The sequence below is a fragment of the Streptomyces flavofungini genome, from assembly GCF_014650815.1.
GTDB classification, from domain to species: domain Bacteria; phylum Actinomycetota; class Actinomycetes; order Streptomycetales; family Streptomycetaceae; genus Streptomyces; species Streptomyces flavofungini.
On record NZ_BMVR01000007.1, the window covers coordinates 89,253 to 106,465 of the forward strand.

Sequence of the window (17,213 nt, forward strand, 5' to 3'; positions counted from 1 at the left end):
CCCGGAGGCCAACGCCCAAGCGAAACAAGGTGGTTCCATGCGCCGTTCCGTCGTCCTCGTAGCCGGAGCACTCGCCGCGATGACCGCGCTCGCCACTCCGGCCGTCGCGGCCGCGCCCGCGGCGACGCCCGCGACGACTCCGGCGGCGGCGAACCCGTCACCGTCGAGCCCGCTGCCGCCCCTGCCGGTCGCCGAGTCCCTGGTCACCGAGGGCGTCAGCATCGAGGGCCCGCTGATCAACAACCTGGGGCTGCCCAAGATCGTGTGACACGGGCCGCGGCGGGTGCGCCCGGACCCCGGCGCCACGCCGGTGACGCCTCAGCCCGAGGGCTCGTCCGGCACCGGCCGGTCGGGCCCCGGCCCGTGGGCATGCGGGGCGCCGCGCCTGCCGGTCCCGGCCTCGTCCGTGTCGGGCACGTCGTCGTGGGTGTCCGGCGCGTCGCCGCTCTGTGCCGGGTCGGCGTCCGGCTCCCAGGGATCCTGCTGGTCCGTCACCTGCTGATCGGGCGGATCCCGCGGCACGGGCGGGCCGTCCTCGCCGACCGACGGGGGCTGCTGCTCGCTCACGGTCGTGCCTCCGTTCCTTCGAGGTCCTGCGGTGCCGCCGCGGCCGTCCGCACGCGTACGCACGGGATCCCGCGGCGCTGAGCGGGTACCCGGGACGACCGGAACCACGCGTGGCGTCCGGGCCGGGGGCCGGACGCCGCTCGGGAGTCACGCCCCGGCCGGGCCCCGCCGCTCCGCGGCGAGCCAGTCCAGCGCGGCCCGTGCCGTGAACTCCTCCTGGCCGCCGCGCAGCAGCAGGTCCGCCGATGTGAACGCCGGGTCGTCGGCCTGCGCGGTGACGTAGGGGATCGCGACGCACCGCATGCCCGCGGCCTTCGCGGCGAGGGCGCCCGGTGCCGCGTCCTCCAGAACCACGCAGTCGGCGGGGTCGGCGCCGAGGAGGGCGGCCGCCGCGAGGAACACGTCGGGTGCGGGCTTGCCGTGGGCGACCTCGTCCGCCGAGACGAGTGTCTTGAGGTGGGCGTCCAGGCCCGTGCCGGCGAGGATCGCCTCGATGGCGGCGCGCGAGGATCCGGACGCCACCGCCATCGGCACCCCGGCGTCGGACAGGCGCTCCACGAACTCGCGCATCTGCGGGTACGCGCGGGTGGCGGCGCGGGCCAGTTCCAGATAGCGGCGGTTCTTCTCGGCGAGCAGGTCGGCGAGCGGCGCGGTCAGGCCGTACCGCTCCCGCCAGTCGGCGAGGGTCTCACGCGTGGAGATGCCGACGTACGTCTCGTGGTCGGCCCAGGTGAAGCCGGTGACGCCGTGCGCGGCGAGGAGCTGGCGACCCGCTTCGAAATAGTTCGGCTCGCTGTCCACGAGGGTGCCGTCGAGATCGAAGATGACCGAGGTGTGGTTCAGGGCGCTCATGCACCCCAGGATGCCAAGACGGTGATCCGCCGCGCGGCAGTGGTCACCTCTCCGTGGCCGCCTGCCTGCCCACCGACTCCACCAGCGGCAGGAGCCGGTGCGGTACGCGCTCGCGCAGCGCCATCTCCGTCCGCGTGCGCACCACCCCCGGGAGCTGGATCAGGCGCTGGACGACGTCCTCCAGGTGGCCGTTGTCGCGCGCGACCACCCGGGTCAGCAGATCGCCGCCACCGGTCATCGAGAACGCCTCGATGATCTCCGGTACGGCCGCGAGCGCGTCGCCGACCTCGTCCAGGCGGCCCTGGGTGACCTCGATGTGCACGAAGGCGAGGACGGGGTGGCCGAGCGCGGCGGGGGAGAGCTTCGGTCCGGTGCCGGTGATGACGCCCTCGCGTTCGAGGCGGTCCAGGCGGGCCTGGAGGGTGCCGCGCGCGATGCCGAGGATGCGCGCGTACTCCCGCACGCTCGTGCGCGGCTGCTCCAGGAGGAGCCGCAGGATGCGGGTGTCGAGTTCGTCGACGGCCATGGTGCGGGTCTCCCGGAAGTGCTGGTCGATCACTCGTGACCGTACCAATGACCCGGCGCGCGCACCCGACGGCTGTTACGGAGCTGTTTCACTTCCGCCTACAACGAGCTGACCTCCTGGCCTGTCTACCTCAGGGAACGCGCAACACGCACGTATGGCGTGTAGGCAGACGAACGCAGATGAACGAGGAGTAGACCGCAGTGGGGGACATACACAGACGAGCAGTCGTCGCCCTGGGGATCACCGCGCTGGTGGCCCCGCTCACGGTGGCCCTGGGGAGCACCACCGCGCAGGCCGCGTCGTGCTCGGCGCAGGCCGGGCCGTACCAGAAGCAGGTCGAGAAGTTCCTCGGCCGCCCGGTGGACGGCAGGCAGTCGACCACCGACTGCAAGGCCATCAAGGCCTTCCAGACCAAGCACGGCATCAGCCCCAACGCCGGGTACGCGGGTTCCGTGACCTGGGGCGTCATGAACCTGATGAACAAGCAGAAGGCGGTGGGCAACAACCCGAACAAGGCGGGCAAGTGCCCGGTCAACAAGGGCCGCATCGCCTGCGTCGACCTCACGCTCCAGCTCAGCTGGATCCAGGACGGCAAGACCCTCAAGTACGGGCCGGTGCCCGTGCGTACCGGCCGCAACGGGCACGAGACCCGCACCGGCCTGAAGAAGGTCTACTGGCGGGACATCGACCACATATCGAGCCTGTACCACGTGCCGATGCCCTACAGCCAGTTCTTCGACGGCGGCCAGGCCTTCCACTCGGTCGGCATCAGCGTCTGGGCCCCGCCCGGCTCGCACGGCTGCGTGAACATGACCAAGAAGGACGCCACCAAGTACTGGAACATGCTGCGCAAGGGCGACGACGTCTTCGTCTACGGCCGCAAGCCCGGCACCTGAGAGCACCGCGGCGGGTGAGCCCGCAAGGGGCGTCGGTGTGGCCCGTTGGCCCGCCGACGCACCGCCCTGCGGGCCCCCGGCTGGGCCAATGGCCCTGTCGCAAGTGTCCCGGTTGAGCCACCGGGCCCCCGAATGGTGAGATGTATCCGTCGATGGCGCTGCGGGATTCCGCGGCGCCTTATTCATGTCGTTCATGTCGTTCATGTCGCGGGGTGCGTGTCAGCCATGCCGCGAGGCGTGCCGGGTCCGGGACGGACGCGCGCCGCGACCGCCGGGACCGTCGAGGGGTGGGCAAAGCTGTGCTGAGGTCGATGTTCGTGGCACCGGATCCGGGGCGGCTGCGGCTGCGCTTCGCGACCCGGGCCGTCCTCGGCATCTCCCTGGCGGTCGCCGCCTGCGGCCTGGTCGGGCACACCCTCGTCGCCGCCATCATCGCCGGCCTCGCCGCGCTGCTCGCGCTGTTCACCGTCACCGACACGACGGTGCGCGGCCAGGCCACCACCACCGCGCTGCTGCCCGCCGTGGGCTTCCCCGTGCTCGCCCTCGCCGCCGTCCTGCACGACTACCCGGTGGCGCGCGACCTGGCGTTCCTGGCCGTCATGGGCGCCGGGGTGTACGCCCGCCGGTGGGGGCCGCGCGGGCACTCGCTCGGCGTCTTCGCGTTCATGACCTTCTTCGCGGCGCAGTTCCTGCACACGGAGGTCGCGCAGCTTCCCGACCTGTACGAGGCCATCGGCATCGCCCTGCTCGCCTCGTCCACCGTCCGCTTCGGCCTGTGGTGCTACGAACGACGGCTGCCGCCCGCCACGGTGCCGGTCCTCGCCGTACGCCGGGGCCTCGCCCGCGCCACCACCCGCCAGGCCGTCCAGGCGACCCTCGGCGGCGGCGTCGCCCTCGTCATCGGCCACGCGCTGTCCGGGGACCGCTGGTACTGGGCCATCGGCGCCACCTGGTGGATCTTCGTGAACACGGTGTCGCGCGGCGAGACGCTGGTCCGCGGCTTCCGCCGGGTGCTCGGCACGCTGATCGGCATCGCCGTGGGCGTCGTCGCCGTCCTGCCGCTGCACGGCGCCGTCGTGCCGACCGCCGTGATCGTCGCCCTCTGCGTCTTCGGGATCTTCTACACGGCCGCCGTCTCGTACACCTGGATGATGCTGGCCGTCACCGTGATGGCGGGCGGCCTCTACGGCCTCCTCGGCGTCCTCGACCCGGGGCTGCTCGCCCTGCGGCTCCTGGAGACCGGCGCCGGGGCGCTCGGCGCGGTGCTCGCCGTCCTGCTCGTCCTGCCCGTCACCACCCACTCCACCACCAACGCCTGGATCGAGCGCGCCGTCCGCGCCGTGCACGCCTGCACCCGGGAAGCCGCGGCCCGCCTGTCCGGCTCGACCACGGCCGACCCGGCCCCGCACATCGCCGACCTCGAAGTGACCCTCGCCCGGGTACGGCTCTCGCTCGCCCCCCTGGTGCACCCGCTCAGCCCGCTGCGCGCCCGGCGCGGCCGCGCCCGCCAGGTCATCGCCCTGCTCGACGAGTGCGCGGACCAGGTACGCAGCCTGACGGCCATCGCCACCGACCCCGAGGCCTCCTACGACGACCGGCTCGCCGCCGCCTGCGCCCGGGTCGAGGCCGCCGTCGAGGCACTGATCGCCTCGGAGGAGGCGCTCACCGCGCCCTCCCCGCCCGCCGCCGTGAAGCACGCCGGAGCCCTCGAACCGGCCCTCGCGCATCTGCACGGCCTGGAGCGGGCGCTGATCGAGCTGGCCACACCGGTGCGGAGCTCGCCTCGTACGCCGTTGATCGGGGCCTGAGGGGTCGCGCTGTCGGCGGTGGGGGGCTGATGGCTGCGGGTGGGGGGGCTCGGCCTCGGGTGGTTGCGGGGCGTGCCCTCGGCAGGTGCGATGTCTGTCCTGCGGCTGCTCGCGGCGCGTGGCCGCCCCCCTGCCCGTTCGCGGCCCCTCGCGGGTCGCGGCCCCTGCCCCCCGGCGAGCTGCGGCGGACAGCACTCGTCGGCAACGGCGGCCGCCGATCGTCGGGGACGACGTCCGCCCGCCGATCCACCTACCTTCCACTGGTCCAGACCAACTGCTAGCGTCGCCCCGTGGGTGCCGCCCCGACGCGGTGCCCAGGGGCGAGCCGAGAGGGGCATGCAGTGGGCGGCGGGCAGACGGGGCGGGCGTACATCGGGTCCTTTACGCGAGGGGGAGGGCGGGGGATCGTCACCGCGGCGTGCGACAGCGGCACCGGCGCGCTGGCCGTGCTCGGCGTGACGGACGCCGTGCCCGATCCCTCGTACCTGGCGCTCTCGCCGGACGGCGCCACGCTCTACGCCGTGAGCGAGACCCCCGACGGCGCCGTCGCCGCCTTCCGGACGGCGGGGGACGCCGTCCGGACGGTCGGCGCGCCCGTGCCCGTGCGGGGCGCGGCCCCCACCCACCTCGCCGTCCACGACGGGCACGTCCACGCCGCCAACTACGGCTCCGGCAGCGTCACCAGCGTGCCCGTGCGCGCCGACGGAAGCCTCGCCTCCGCCCCGGCGGGCGTCCTGGAGCACAAAGGCTCGGGGCCCGACCCGGAGCGCCAGGAGGGCCCGCACGCCCACCAGGTCCTGCCCGACCCCAGTGGCCGCTGGGTGCTGAGCGTCGACCTCGGCACCGACTCGGTGCGGGTGTGCGCGCCGGGCCCGGCCGGGCTCACCCCGCGCCACGAGGTCGCGCTGCGCCCCGGCACCGGACCGCGGCACCTGGCCTTCCATCCCGGCGGCCGCGTCGCGTACGTCCTCAACGAACTCACGCCGACCCTCACCGTGTGCTCCTGGGACCCGGCCGACGGCACGCTCCACCCGCTCACCGAGACCCCCGTGCTGTCCGCCGAGCCCGACGGTGACGCGTACCCCTCAGAGGTCGTCGTCGCGCCCGACGGCCGCTTCCTGTGGACGGCGACGCGCGGTGTGGACGTCATCTCCGTGTTCGCCCTCGACGGCGAGGGCACTGGAGCCCGTCTGACGGCCTCTGTGGCGTGCGGGGGCGCCTGGCCCCGTGACCTGGCCATTGACCCCTCAGGGCGCTTTCTGTACGCCGCCAACGAGCGCTCAGGGGACGTCACGTGGTTCGCCGTGGACGCCGAGACGGGTCTGCCGCGCCGCGCGGGTGCGATCGAGGTGCCTGCGGCGAGCTGCGTCGTCTTCGGCTGAGCGCCGCGGTACCGGCCGCTCCGGCCCGCATACGTCGATGGGCCCGCCCCCGAGATTCGGGGGCGGGCCCATCGACGTCGAGTCGTGCGGGGTCGCGCTGTCGCGAACCGGGCGTCAGTGCACCGGGGCGCCGGACGGCTGCTGCGGGGTGATGCCCAGCGCCGTCGTGTACTTGGACAGGGCCAGCTTGCCGATCGCCGGGTACGCGCCGAGCGGCTCGGCGACGGCGCATCCCGCCTCCTTCGCGGCGGCGTCGAGGAGGCTCACATCGACCTCGGGGCCGATCAGGTACGGCGCGAGGGCCAGCTGGGCCGAGCCGGAGCCGCGGAGCTGCTCCGTGATCGCGGCGACCGAGCCCTCCTCGTCCAGGGCGGCGGCCATCACCGGCACCGCGAGGCGCGCCGCGAGCAGCATGCCGGTGATCCCGGCGGCCTGCACGGCCTCCTCGCCGCCGACCGTGGCCAGGACGATGCCGTCCGCCGCGGTCGCGACCGTGAAAAGACGGGCCCGGTCGGCGCGGGCCAGACCCGCCTCGGAGAGCCGCACGTGCAGGCCCTCGGCGAGCAGCGGGTGCGGACCGAGGACATCCGTCAGCTCGGCGGCGGCGCGGCTGTCCATGACGGCCTGGCGGATGCGGCGCATCAGCGCGTTGTCGGGGCCCGCGAGCAGGGGCACCACGACGGCGACGGGACCTTCGGGGCGGCGGGCGTCCTCGACGCCGGCAGCCAGCGCCTGCTCGTAGCGGGCGGTGCGCTCGGCGGCGGTGTGCGCGAGCACGGCCTGCAGCGTGGGGAACTCGGCCGACGGGCCGGCGTCGGCGTCCGTCCCGTCGACGTAGCCGATTCTGGCGTCGAGACCGGGCAGCTCGGAGCGCGCGATGGAGACGACTTCCTCGGCGATGCCGCGGGTGGCGGCGCTGGGGACGCCCGGCACGGCGAGGACGAGCGCGGGCGCGCCCTGGGGAGCCGCGACGGGCTCCGGGCGGCGGTGCCGGCCCGGCTGACGGGGGCGCGGCATTCGTACGGGCAGGCCGGATGCGGGCCCAGTGGGGGAGCTCATGGCGCCGCATGCTACTGGCTTGTGGGGTTTCCCTGTTCGGGGAGGGTGCAGGTCGGTGGTATTAGTCCGATTTGTCCTGCGAGTTGGGGAGTATGAGGCCGTATCCGGGTTTGGAGACGGCGTGAACGGGAAACGCACACGCCGCCCGATCCGTCGAACGCTCGGCCTTGTCGAACGCCCGGTCCGGACGGCCGGGTGTCACTCCTCGACGTACAACAGGTGCGGGTCGCCAGGGAGCTTGAGGGTGTCCGCCGCGAGGTCGGTGGCGATGCGGACGGCGCCGTCGAGGGGGTCGCCCGCCGCCGGTACCCGACGGGCGTGCGGAAGACGCTCCGTCAGTTGTGCCCCCAGCGGGTCCAGGAGTACGTCGCCGAGCTTCAGCAGGCCGCCGGTGAGGGCGACTTCGCAGGCCCCGTCCGGGGGGCAGGCCGCCGCCGCCGCGTCCGCGATGTGCCCGGCCGCCTCGTTGAGTACGCGCACGGCCACCGGGTCGCCGTCGGCCGCGCACCGCCCCACCTCGGGTGCGAACGCGGCGAGCACGGCGGGGCGGTCCGGGCGCGGATACAACTGCCGCGGCAGGCCCGAAAGGGGACTGCCGAACATCTCCTCCGCGCGGGCGCGCAGCGCGGCCGAGCCGCCCCGGCGCCCGTCGAAGTCCCGCATCGCCGCTTCGAGCCCGGCGCGACCGATCCACGCGCCGCTGCCGCAGTCGCCGAGCAGATGCCCCCAGCCGTCGGTCCGCCGCCACGCGGTGAGGTCCGTGCCCAGGCCGATCAGGCCGGTGCCCGCGGCGACGACGGCACCGGGCCGCTGGCCGAGCGCGCCCGCGTACGCGGTGACGGCGTCGGCGGCTAGGGCCACGCGCCGCACCCCGAACAACTCGGCGAGCGCGGCCGGCAGCCGGCCCCGCAGGTCGTCGCCGAGCGTCGCCATCCCGGCGGCGCCGACGGCCACGGCGGCGAGCCGCCCGCCGCCCACTTCGGCCAGCAACTGCCGCACCATCGGCTCCAGTTGCTCCCGCATGTGCGCGGCGTCAATGCCGCGCGGGCCCGTCCGCACCGGTTCCGCCGAGCGCACCGGACCCGGCGCGCGCAGCCCGTCCGGGACGCCGAGGACGGCGCGCAGACCCGAGCCGCCGGAGTCGACGCCGAGGACGACCGCGGGCTCGGTCACGGCAGCCGCCAGTCCACCGGCTGCGCTCCCTGCCGCTCCAGGAGGTCGTTGGCGCGGCTGAACGGGCGCGAACCGAAGAAGCCGCGGTCCGCCGACATCGGCGAGGGGTGCGAGGACTCCACCGACGGCAACTGGCCGAGCAGCGGCCGCAGATTGCGGGCGTCCCGGCCCCACAGGATCGACACCAGTGGCCGACCGCGCGCCGCGAGCGCCTTGATCGCCTGCTCGGTGACCTCCTCCCAGCCCTTGCCGCGGTGCGCGGCGGGCTTGCGCGGGGCCGTCGTGAGCGCCCTGTTGAGGAGCAGTACGCCCTGCTGGGTCCAGGGCGTGAGGTCGCCGTTGGACGGCTGGGGCAGGCCCAGGTCGCTGTTCAGTTCCCGATAGATGTTGATGAGGCTGCCGGGCAGCGGTCTGACGTCGGGCGCCACCGAGAAGGACAGGCCCACCGCGTGCCCGGGGGTGGGGTAGGGATCCTGGCCGACGATCAGGACGCGCACCTCGTCGAACGGCTGCTGGAAGGCGCGCAGCACATTCGGTCCGGAGGGCAAGTAGGTGCGTCCCGCGCCGATCTCCGCGCGCAGGAAGTCCCCCATGGAGGCGATCTGTTCGGCCACCGGCTCCAGGGCCTTGGCCCAGCCGGCTTCGACGATTTCATGCAAGGGTCGTGGTGCCACGGAGCGTCACTCTACTGCCGTACAGGCGCCGTCGATCAACCGATGGCCGAAGCTCGCCGCGGAGCCCGCCGCGGCCTGATCGGCGAGCCTGCCGCCGCCCGGTCGACGGAGCCCCGCCGCGGCCCGGATCACCCGATGACCGCCGCGCGCACGCACAGCACGTCCGGCAGGTGCGAGGCCAGCTCCTGCCAGCTCTCCCCGTCGTCCGCGGACGCGTACACCTCGCCGGTGCGGTTGCCGAAGTACAGGCCCGCCGGGTCGGCGCCGTCGGTGCACATGGCGTCCCGCAGCACCACGCCGAAGTGGTCGCCCTGCGGCAGCCCCGCGCTCAGCGGCTCCCAGCTCTTGCCCGCGTCCGCCGTGCGGTAGACCCGGCAGCGGCGGTCGGCCGGGACCCGGTCCGAGTCCGCGTTGATCGGGAAGACGTACGCCGTGTCGCCGCGGTGCGGGTGGGCGACCGCCGCGAAGCCGAAGTCGGAGGGCAGGCCCTCGCCGATGTCCGTCCAGTGGGCGCCGGAGTCGTCGCTGCGATACACGCCCCAGTGGTTCTGCAGATACAGCCGGTCCGGGTCGGCGGCGTCCTGGGTGACCTTGTGCACGCACTGGCCGAACTCCGGGTTCGGGTCCGGCAGGAACACCGCCGACACCCCGGAGTTGGACGGCCGCCAGCTCGCGCCGCCGTCCTCGGTGCGGAACACGCCCGCCGTGGACACCGCGACCGTCACGGCGGCCGGATCACGCTCGTCCGTGAGGATCGTGTGCAGGCCCTCGCCGCCGCCTCCTGGCTGCCACTGCGAGCGGGACGGATGCTCCCACAGGGGCCGCACCAGTTCGAAGGACTCGCCCCGGTCCGCGGAGCGGTACAGCGCGGCGGGCTCCGTGCCCGCGTACACCACGTCCGGCTCGGCCGCCGCCGGGTGCAGCTGCCACACCCGCTCCAGCGAGGCCCCGGTGTCCTTGGGGAACTTGACGGCGGCCTTCTTCGGCTCGGTCCACGTCCGGCCGAGGTCGTCGGAGTGGAACACCGAAGGCCCCCAGTGGGCGCTGTCGCCGCCGACGAGGAGGCGTGGTGTGGGGGTGCGGGTGTCGATCGCGATCGAGTAGATCGCCTGCGCGTTGAAGTACGGACCCTCGTCGAACCGCCAGCCACCCTGTGTGCGGCGAGCGACGAACAGACCCTTGCGGGTACCGACGGTGAGCAGGACGTCAGCCATGGCTGGCACCTTTCGGACGGCGTTGTCTCCAGGTACGGCTCAGTCTGCACCGGGGCACTGACAATGACGCCCTGGAGTGATGTCTGCCCAGGTCACAGGGTGTGGTGGCGGCCTAGCGGCGACGGCTTTGCCGACAGTCGCCCTTCAGGCGCGTACTTCCTCCGCCACCTTCGCGATCGTCTCCGGGCCCACCCGGCAGCAGCCCCCGATGAGGCGCGCCCCCGCGTCGCGCCAGGCGCCCGCCCGGCGGGGGGCGAAGCGGGCCGGGCCCTGCCAGGTGCGGGTCGTCGCGTCCCAGGACTCGCCCGAGTTGGGGTAGACCACGACCGGCTTGCCCGTGATGCGGGCGGCCAGGGGGACGGCGGTGTCCACGTCGCGGGGGTCGCAGCAGTTGACGCCCACGGCGATGACCTCGTCGGCGTCCGCCGCGAGCGCGAAGGCCTCGGTGAGGGGCTGTCCGGCGCGCGTCCGGTCGCCGGTGACGGTGAAGGAGAGCCACGCGGGCACGCCGAGGCCCCGCACCGCGCGCAGCAGGGCGCGGGCCTCGTCGAGGTCGGGGACGGTCTCCAGGGCCAGCACGTCGGGCGCGGCGTCGGACAGGACCTCCAGGCGGGGGCGGTGGAAGCGCTCCAGGTCGGCGACGCTCAGGCCGTAGCGGCCGCGGTACTCCGAGCCGTCGGCGAGCAGCGCGCCGTACGGGCCCGCGGACGCCGCCACCCACAAGGGCCGCCGCGCCGCGGTGAGCGCCGCCGCCTCGCGGGCGAGGGCGACGCTCAGGCGCAGCAGCTCGGCCGTGCTGACCGCGTCGATGCCGTGCCGTGCGAAGCCCTCGAAGGTGGCCTGGTAGCTGGCCGTGGTCACGACGTCGGCGCCCGCCTCGTAGTACGCCCGGTGCGCCGCCCGTACCGCGTCGGGCTGTTCGGCGAGCAGCCGCGCCGACCACAGGTCGTCGGACAGGTCGTGCCCGGCGGCCTCCAACTGGTTGGAGAGGCCGCCGTCGAGGACCAGCGGCCCGCGCGCAAGGGCCGTCGCCAGGGCGAGCCCGTCGTTGCCGGGGCCCGCCTGCGTACTCGCCACGTCGTTCATACTGCCGACGCTAGCCGAGGCGCGGCCAGGGGGAAGTGGCATGCGACCTGATGCCCTGCCGCGTTCGGCGTGCTGACCGGTGGTTCCGTCGTCGCGCAGACCTCCGCGGCGAACGGGCAGCGGGTGCGGAAGCGGCAGCCGGACGGGGGCTGCGCCGCGGACGGCGTCTCGCCGCGCAGCGGCTCGCGCTCGCCGCCGGACGCCGCGGCCGGGTCGGGCACGTTCACCGTGTCGAGCAGGCCGCGTGTGTAGGGGTGCAGCGGGTGTGCGTACACCTGCTCGGCGGGGCCCGACTCCACGAGTCTGCCCAGGTACATGACGCCCACGGTGTCCGCGAGATGGCGGATCACCGCGAGGTCGTGGGAGATGAACAGATACGTCAGGCCGCGCTCGCGCTGCAGCTCCCGCATGAGGTTGAGGATCTGCGCCTGCACCGACACGTCGAGCGCCGACACCGGCTCGTCCGCCACCACCAGGTCCGGTGCGAGCGTCAACGCCCGGGCCAGGCCGAGGCGTTGGCGCTGCCCGCCGGAGAACTCGTGCGGGTAGCGGTGCACGGCACCGCGCGGCAGGCCCACGGCGTCGAGGAGTTCGGCCGTCAGGCGTTCCCGCTCGGCGCGGGAGCCGACGCCCTGGATGACCAGCGGCTCGCGCAGGATCTCACCGACCCGCATGCGCGGGTCCATCGCGGCCGTCGAGTCCTGGAACATCAGCTGGATGCGGCGCCGGTGCGCGCGGCGCTCCGCGCGCGAGAGCCCGGACAGGTCCCGGCCGTCGAAGCGGACCGTGCCCGCCGTCGGCTCCTCCAGGCCCGCCACGATCCGGCCCAGCGTCGTCTTCCCGCACCCGGACTCGCCGACCATGCCGTACGTCTCGCCCCTGCGGACGCTCAGCGAGACGCCGCCGACCGCGCTCACCGTGCCCCGGCGCCGGGCGAACGGGCCGCCGGACAGTGGGAACTCCTTGACCAGTGCGTCGAGTTCGAGCAGCACTTCGCCGGGCTCGGTGGCGGTGGCGGGCGGCGGGGTCACGACCTGTTCGGCGGGCGCGTCGCCGTACGGCACGGGGTGGAAGCAGGCGAATCGGTGACCGGACGGAGGCGACGCCTTCGCCGCTTCCGCGTCCTGCCCCGCCGCTGCGGGCGCCGCGCCGACCAGCCCCCACTCGGGCTCCACCGAAGGCTCCACCGAGAGCTCCAGCTCCGGCTCCCGTTCCCGGCACTCCTGCGTGGCGAACGAACAACGCGGCGCGAACCGGCACCCCGTGGGCCGCACCGTGAGGCTCGGCGGCAGACCGGGAATGGTGTGCAGCTCGGTGCCCCGGTCCGCCGCCCGCTCCGGGAGCGCCGCGAACAGCGCCTCCGTGTAGCGGTGGCGCGGGCGCGCGAACAGGCCGCGTACGTCGGACTGTTCGGCGACCTTGCCCGCGTACATCACCGCGACGCGGTCGACGCGGTTGGCGATGACGCCGAGGTCGTGCGTGACGAGGATCATCGCCATGCCGAGGGTCTGGCGGAGGTTGTCGATGAGTTCCAGGATCTGGTGCTGCGTCGTGACGTCGAGCGCGGTCGTTGGCTCGTCGGCGATGAGGAGCTTCGGCTCGCACACCAGGGCCATCGCGATGGCCACGCGCTGGCGCATGCCGCCCGAGAGCTGGTGCGGATAGTTCTTCATGCGCTCGGCGGGCTGCGGCATGCCCACGAGCCGCAGCATCTCCTCGGCCCGCGCCCACGCCTCCTTCCTGCCGATGCCCGCCCGGTGCAGGAGCAGCGGCTCGGCCACCTGCGCGCCGATGGTCATCGTGGGATTCAGCGAGGTCAGCGGGTCCTGGAAGACCATGCCGACGGTGTTCCCGCGGACGTCCTGCAGCGTCGGCGCGGACGCGGCCGCAAGGTCCTGGCCGTCGAAGAGGATCCGGCCGCCGGTGACGGTGCCGCCGGGCGGAAGGAGCCCGAGGACGCTCAGCGCGGTCATGGTCTTGCCGCAGCCCGACTCGCCCACGATGCCCAGGGCCTCGCCCGGCACGAGGTCGAGGGAGACGCCGTCGAGGGCGTGGACGGTGCGGTCGCGCGAGGCGATGTCGACGTGCAGATCGTCGATGCTGAGCAGGGGTGCGGGCGTGCCCGGCCCGGCGTCGGTGAGTTGAAGCTCCGTCATGTCAGTGAGGTCCTTTGCTCGCGCAGCCGTACCCTTGCCGCCGCATCCGCGGTCGTGACCGCAGCCGTGTCCGGCGCGTCCGCCATGGCGGCCGTCACTTCCGCAGCCGTACTTCGAACGCGTCCCGCAGCCCGTCGCCGATGAAGTTGAACGCGGCGACGACCAGCACGATCGCGATGCCCGGCGGGAAGATCAGCCACCAGTAGCCGTTCTGCGTGTAGGTGATCCCGGCCGACAGCATCGAGCCCCAGTCGGCCGACGGCGGCGGGATGGAGAGGCCGAGGAACGCCAGGTAGCTGACGTAGAGGATGGCGTCGGCGATCTGGAAGGTGCAGTTGACGATGACGGTGCCGATCGCGTTCGGCACGATGTGCTTGAAGACGGCCCGCGCACCCCCGCCGCCCATCATCCGCATCGCCTGGACGTACTCGCGGTTGCGCAGCGACAGCGCCTCGCCGCGCACGAGCCGTGCCGGGGACAGCCAGGCGACGGCCGCGATGATGAGGATGAGGACGCCCTTGCTGGGCGTGATGATCGCGGCGACCACGACGAGCAGGAACATAGCGGGGATGGCGAGCGCCGCGTCCGTGATCCGCATCATCGCGGCGTCCACCCAGCCGCCGAAGTAGCCGGAGACGGCGCCGTACACGGTGCCGAAGAGGGTGGCCAGAAGCCCTGCCGCCAGGCCGATTTCGAGGGAGGTCCGGCCCGCGACCATGAGGCGGCCGACCATGTCGTAGCCGAGGTCGGTGGTGCCGAGCAGATGGCCGTCGGTGCCGGGGGAGAGGTTCGCCTGCGACAGGTCGGTGTGGGTCTGCTCGGTGTCGTACAGGAGCGGGCCGAGGTAGCTGAAGGCGAGCAGCAGCACCAGCAGGACGACTCCGGTCAGGGCGAGCTTGTTGCCGGTGAAGACCTGCAGGGTGCGGCGGGCCAGCGAGGGGGTGGCCTGCGCGGCCTCCTCGTGCCCCGGCACGGTGTGCGGGGCCGTCGTGGTGGTCATGCCACACTCCGAATCCGGGGGTCGAGGACGGCGTAGAGGATGTCTGTGAGGAGTGAGCCGAGGACCGTGGCGATGCCGACGACGAGCGTCACGCCGAGCAGCACGGGGAAGTCCGAGCCCTGGGCCGCGTTCCAGAACAGCAGCCCCATGCCTGGGTAGTTGAACATCGACTCGACGACGAGCGCGCCGCTGAAGAGCGTCGGCAGATACAGGCCGAGGAGTGTCGCGAGCGGGATGAGCGCGTTGCGCAGGACGTGCCGGACCAGGATGCGGCGGCTCGACTGGCCCTTGGCCATGGCGGTGCGGACGTACTCCTCGGTGAGGTTGTCGAGCACTGCCGAGCGCATGTAGCGGCTGAACATCGCCACGATGCCGAACGCCATCGTCACCACCGGGAGCACCAAACCGGTGAAGTCGCCGAGGAGTTCACCGATCGACTCGCCCTGCGGCGCCTCCGCCGGGAAGACCGGGAAGACCTGCGCGAACAGGATGATCATGATGAGGCCGAGGAAGAACACCGGCGTCGCGTACAGCAGGAAGGCGAGGCCGGTGAGTGCGTAGTCCGACGCCTTGCCGCGCCTGACCGCCTGCAGCAGACCGAGCGGCACCGCGATGACGACGGCGAGCGCGGTCGAAAGGACGGTGAGCAGCAGCGTCTTCGGCAGCCGCTGCTTGAGCAGCTCGAAGACGGGCGAGTTGAGCTTGTACGAGTCCCCGAGGTCGCCGGTGAACAGCCGCTTCAGGTACATGAAGTACTGCGTCGGCAGCGAACGGTCGTACCCCTGCTGGTGGTTGAACTGGTCGATCTGCTGCGGTGTGCCCTTCGGGCCGAGGATCGCGCGCGCGGGACCGCCCGGCAGCATGTGCAGGAGCACGAAGACGATGATCGACACCAGGAAGAGGACGACGAGCGCCTGCAGGAAGCGCTTGACCAGAAAGCCGGTCACTTGTCGGCCTCCTTCTTGTTCTTGACGAAGTACCAGTCCTGCGGCGCGAAGGTGACCGTCGGGTTCTGCTCGATGCCCCGCAGGTCGTTGCGGATCACCGAGACCTGGTACGCGGGGTTGGGCATCCACATCACCGGCAGCTGGTCGGCCAGGTACTCGCCGTACTCGTGCACGGCCTTCATGTCGGGGGAGTACTGCACGGCGCGGATGATGCGGTCGGCCTTCTTGTCGCTGTAGTTGCCGAAGTTCGCGGAGGCGCCGGTGGAGAAGAGCTGCTCGCCGCTCGGGTTGAGCGGGTAGTACCAACTGCCCGCGGTGCCGAAGAAGGACATGTCCCAGTCGCAGCCGGGGTCCTTCGCCGTGCACGGGACGGAGTTGCCGAGCACCGAGTTGAGCGGCTGCTGGCGGACCGTCAGATCGATGCCCGCCTTGGAGAGCGACGACTTGAGCTCCTGCATCATGTTCGTGGTCTCCGTGGAGCCCGACTGCGAGAGCAGCGTCAGCTCCAAGGGGTCGTTCTTCCCGATGCCCTCGCCGCACTCGTCGGCGCCGGTGCCGGGGCGTTCGCAGCGTGCGGTGCCGTCCTCGGTGCGCCAACCGTGCGACTCCAGCAGGGACGTGGCCTTCGCCACGGAGAACGGGTAGCGGTTGCGCTCCATGGCCTTCGACAGGTACTGGCTCTTCGGTGTGACCGGCACCGGGCCGAGCGTCGGGGTCGCGCTGCCCTGCCAGATGACATCGCTCATCGCCTTCTGGTCGACGAGGTGCTGCATCGCCCGGCGGATGTAGAGCTGGCGCATCAGCGGTCCGGCGTGCGTGGAGTTGAAGTTGTAGACGATGTACGTCGACGCCCAGCCCTCCCACGGATCGACGCGGTAGCCCTTGTCCTCGAACTTCCCCTTCTGCGCCATGACCGACGGCGGGATGTAGCCGTAGTCGACGCCGCCCGAACGCAGCACGTTGTACTCGGAGTCGGCGGTGGTGAAGGGCTTGAAGACCACCTTGTCCAGGTGCGGGCGCTGGGACTTCGGGCCGGTGAACTTCTCGTTCGGGACGATGGTGACCTGGCCGCTGTCGCGCCAGCCCGCCAGCTTCCAGGGCCCGTTGACCGTCTTCCACAGCGGGTCGGAGCCGTACGAGCCGAGGCTCTTCCCGTGCCGGGTGAGGCGGGCGAAGACTTCCTTCGCGCCCTTCTTCGTCCGATCGAAGTCACCGACGGGGCCGCCGTCGGTCTTCGCTCCCCAGGCGTGCTGGGGCAGCGCCCGCATCAGCGTGAGCTGGTTGGCGGTGAACCAGTCCGGGTTGTACGCCCGGCTCAGGTGCAGCCGCACGGTGTGGTCGTCGAGCGTCTCGAACCGCTTCACGTTGTCGGGCATCGTGCCGACCGAGTAGCTGCCCCAGTTCGCCTTGTTGGCCTTCAGGAGGTTGAACCAGAACTCCAGGTCGCGGGCCGTGACCGGCTTGCCGTCGGACCACTGCACGCCCTTGCGCAGCGGCACGGTCACGGTCTTGTTGCCGTCGGAGTACTTCGGCTTCAGGCCGAGCGTGCTCGGGCCGTGCGTGGTGAGGCCGCCCTTGTCCTGGTCGAGGACGGCGTCGTACACCGGCATGAACAGCAGGAACTGGATGCCCGCGTTGTACGAGCCGCCGTAGCCCGGCGGGCCGATCGGGAAGATCCAGTTGGGGGTCGCGTTGGGCGGCAGGGCCATGGTCGCGGTGCCGCCCTCGACCGGGACGCCGCCGGTCGGACCCATGTCGACGCGGCCGCCCTCGCGGGTGCAGCCCGTGAGGACCGCGAGCACGAGGCATGCGGCTGCGGCCGCCTTGAGTGAGCGCATGGTGGTGGGCCTCCAGGGACTGCCGGGACCGATCC

The 17,213-nt window shown here is 72.8% G+C and carries 16 protein-coding genes; 4 read left to right on the plus strand and 12 right to left on the minus strand.

What is annotated here, in order from left to right:
• Positions 1-37: 37 nt before the first annotated feature.
• A complete protein-coding gene (locus tag IE274_RS19650; protein WP_190117141.1) occupies positions 38-268 on the plus strand; it encodes a hypothetical protein in 231 nt (76 codons plus the stop codon).
• Between the two features lie 50 nt (positions 269-318).
• Here IE274_RS19650 and IE274_RS19655 read toward each other — a convergent pair whose 3' ends face one another.
• The 3 genes from IE274_RS19655 to IE274_RS19665 all read right to left on the minus strand — a co-directional run bounded on the left by IE274_RS19655 (position 319) and on the right by IE274_RS19665 (position 1,945).
• Positions 319-567, minus strand: a complete 249-nt coding sequence (locus tag IE274_RS19655; protein ID WP_190117142.1) for a hypothetical protein — start codon at positions 565-567, stop codon at positions 319-321.
• 147 nt (positions 568-714) lie between these two features.
• Complete coding sequence (locus IE274_RS19660) at positions 715-1,419, minus strand: HAD family hydrolase (RefSeq protein WP_190117143.1); 705 nt, start codon at positions 1,417-1,419, stop codon at positions 715-717.
• 43 nt (positions 1,420-1,462) lie between these two features.
• Positions 1,463-1,945: an Lrp/AsnC family transcriptional regulator gene (locus IE274_RS19665; RefSeq protein ID WP_190117445.1), complete on the minus strand. Its 483-nt coding sequence runs from the start codon at positions 1,943-1,945 to the stop codon at positions 1,463-1,465.
• Positions 1,946-2,145: 200 nt separating this feature from the next.
• On the opposite strand from IE274_RS19665, the gene IE274_RS19670 reads away from it, so the two are divergent.
• The 3 genes from IE274_RS19670 to IE274_RS19680 all read left to right on the plus strand — a co-directional run bounded on the left by IE274_RS19670 (position 2,146) and on the right by IE274_RS19680 (position 6,031).
• Complete coding sequence (locus IE274_RS19670) at positions 2,146-2,841, plus strand: L,D-transpeptidase family protein (RefSeq protein ID WP_190117144.1); 696 nt, start codon at positions 2,146-2,148, stop codon at positions 2,839-2,841.
• A gap of 299 nt (positions 2,842-3,140) precedes the next feature.
• Entirely contained in the window at positions 3,141-4,649 is a 1,509-nt protein-coding gene (locus IE274_RS19675) for an FUSC family protein (RefSeq protein ID WP_190117446.1), read from the plus strand.
• 341 nt (positions 4,650-4,990) lie between these two features.
• Positions 4,991-6,031, plus strand: coding sequence for a lactonase family protein (locus IE274_RS19680; RefSeq protein WP_190117145.1), 1,041 nt, complete (start codon positions 4,991-4,993; stop codon positions 6,029-6,031).
• 114 nt (positions 6,032-6,145) lie between these two features.
• On the opposite strand, the gene IE274_RS19685 is transcribed toward IE274_RS19680, so the two are convergent.
• The 9 genes from IE274_RS19685 to IE274_RS19725 form a co-directional block, all read right to left on the minus strand.
• Positions 6,146-7,090, minus strand: a complete 945-nt coding sequence (locus tag IE274_RS19685; protein WP_190117146.1) for a sirohydrochlorin chelatase — start codon at positions 7,088-7,090, stop codon at positions 6,146-6,148.
• Between the two features lie 198 nt (positions 7,091-7,288).
• Positions 7,289-8,263 (minus strand): N-acetylglucosamine kinase, encoded by a 975-nt coding sequence (locus tag IE274_RS19690; RefSeq protein ID WP_190117147.1) that lies wholly within the window; start codon positions 8,261-8,263, stop codon positions 7,289-7,291.
• Positions 8,260-8,937: a uracil-DNA glycosylase gene (locus IE274_RS19695; protein ID WP_190117148.1), complete on the minus strand. Its 678-nt coding sequence runs from the start codon at positions 8,935-8,937 to the stop codon at positions 8,260-8,262. The genes IE274_RS19690 and IE274_RS19695 overlap by 4 nt, the downstream gene beginning before the upstream one ends.
• 128 nt (positions 8,938-9,065) lie before the next feature.
• Positions 9,066-10,151 carry a WD40/YVTN/BNR-like repeat-containing protein gene (locus tag IE274_RS19700; RefSeq protein WP_190117149.1) on the minus strand — a complete coding sequence of 362 codons (1,086 nt, stop codon included), beginning with the start codon at positions 10,149-10,151 and terminating at the stop codon, positions 9,066-9,068.
• 144 nt (positions 10,152-10,295) lie between these two features.
• Complete coding sequence (gene mmuM / locus IE274_RS19705; RefSeq protein WP_190117150.1) at positions 10,296-11,237, minus strand: homocysteine S-methyltransferase; 942 nt, start codon at positions 11,235-11,237, stop codon at positions 10,296-10,298.
• Positions 11,234-13,393 (minus strand): ABC transporter ATP-binding protein, encoded by a 2,160-nt coding sequence (locus IE274_RS19710; protein ID WP_190117151.1) that lies wholly within the window; start codon positions 13,391-13,393, stop codon positions 11,234-11,236. Before IE274_RS19710 ends, mmuM begins: the two co-directional genes overlap by 4 nt.
• A 94-nt stretch (positions 13,394-13,487) precedes the next feature.
• Positions 13,488-14,393 carry an ABC transporter permease gene (locus IE274_RS19715; protein WP_198897908.1) on the minus strand — a complete coding sequence of 302 codons (906 nt, stop codon included), beginning with the start codon at positions 14,391-14,393 and terminating at the stop codon, positions 13,488-13,490.
• On the minus strand, positions 14,390-15,340 hold the full coding sequence (locus tag IE274_RS19720; protein ID WP_190117152.1) for an ABC transporter permease: 951 nt from the start codon (positions 15,338-15,340) through the stop codon (positions 14,390-14,392). The genes IE274_RS19715 and IE274_RS19720 overlap by 4 nt, the downstream gene beginning before the upstream one ends.
• A complete protein-coding gene (locus IE274_RS19725) occupies positions 15,337-17,178 on the minus strand; it encodes a peptide ABC transporter substrate-binding protein (protein ID WP_190117153.1) in 1,842 nt (613 codons plus the stop codon). Before IE274_RS19725 ends, IE274_RS19720 begins: the two co-directional genes overlap by 4 nt.
• Positions 17,179-17,213 lie beyond the last annotated feature (35 nt).

Bases quoted from the DNA above. Each gene is read 5' to 3' on its own strand.
- IE274_RS19685 (WP_190117146.1), bottom strand. From the start codon at position 7,090: ATGAGCTCCCCCACTGGGCCCGCATCCGGCCTGCCCGTACGAATGCCG.
- IE274_RS19665 (WP_190117445.1), bottom strand. From the start codon at position 1,945: ATGGCCGTCGACGAACTCGACACCCGCATCCTGCGGCTCCTCCTGGAG.
- IE274_RS19660 (WP_190117143.1), bottom strand. From the start codon at position 1,419: ATGAGCGCCCTGAACCACACCTCGGTCATCTTCGATCTCGACGGCACC.
- IE274_RS19710 (WP_190117151.1), bottom strand. From the start codon at position 13,393: ATGACGGAGCTTCAACTCACCGACGCCGGGCCGGGCACGCCCGCACCC.
- IE274_RS19650 (WP_190117141.1), top strand. From the start codon at position 38: ATGCGCCGTTCCGTCGTCCTCGTAGCCGGAGCACTCGCCGCGATGACC.
- IE274_RS19725 (WP_190117153.1), bottom strand. From the start codon at position 17,178: ATGCGCTCACTCAAGGCGGCCGCAGCCGCATGCCTCGTGCTCGCGGTC.
- mmuM (WP_190117150.1), bottom strand. From the start codon at position 11,237: ATGAACGACGTGGCGAGTACGCAGGCGGGCCCCGGCAACGACGGGCTC.
- IE274_RS19700 (WP_190117149.1), bottom strand. From the start codon at position 10,151: ATGGCTGACGTCCTGCTCACCGTCGGTACCCGCAAGGGTCTGTTCGTC.
- IE274_RS19715 (WP_198897908.1), bottom strand. From the start codon at position 14,393: ATGACCACCACGACGGCCCCGCACACCGTGCCGGGGCACGAGGAGGCC.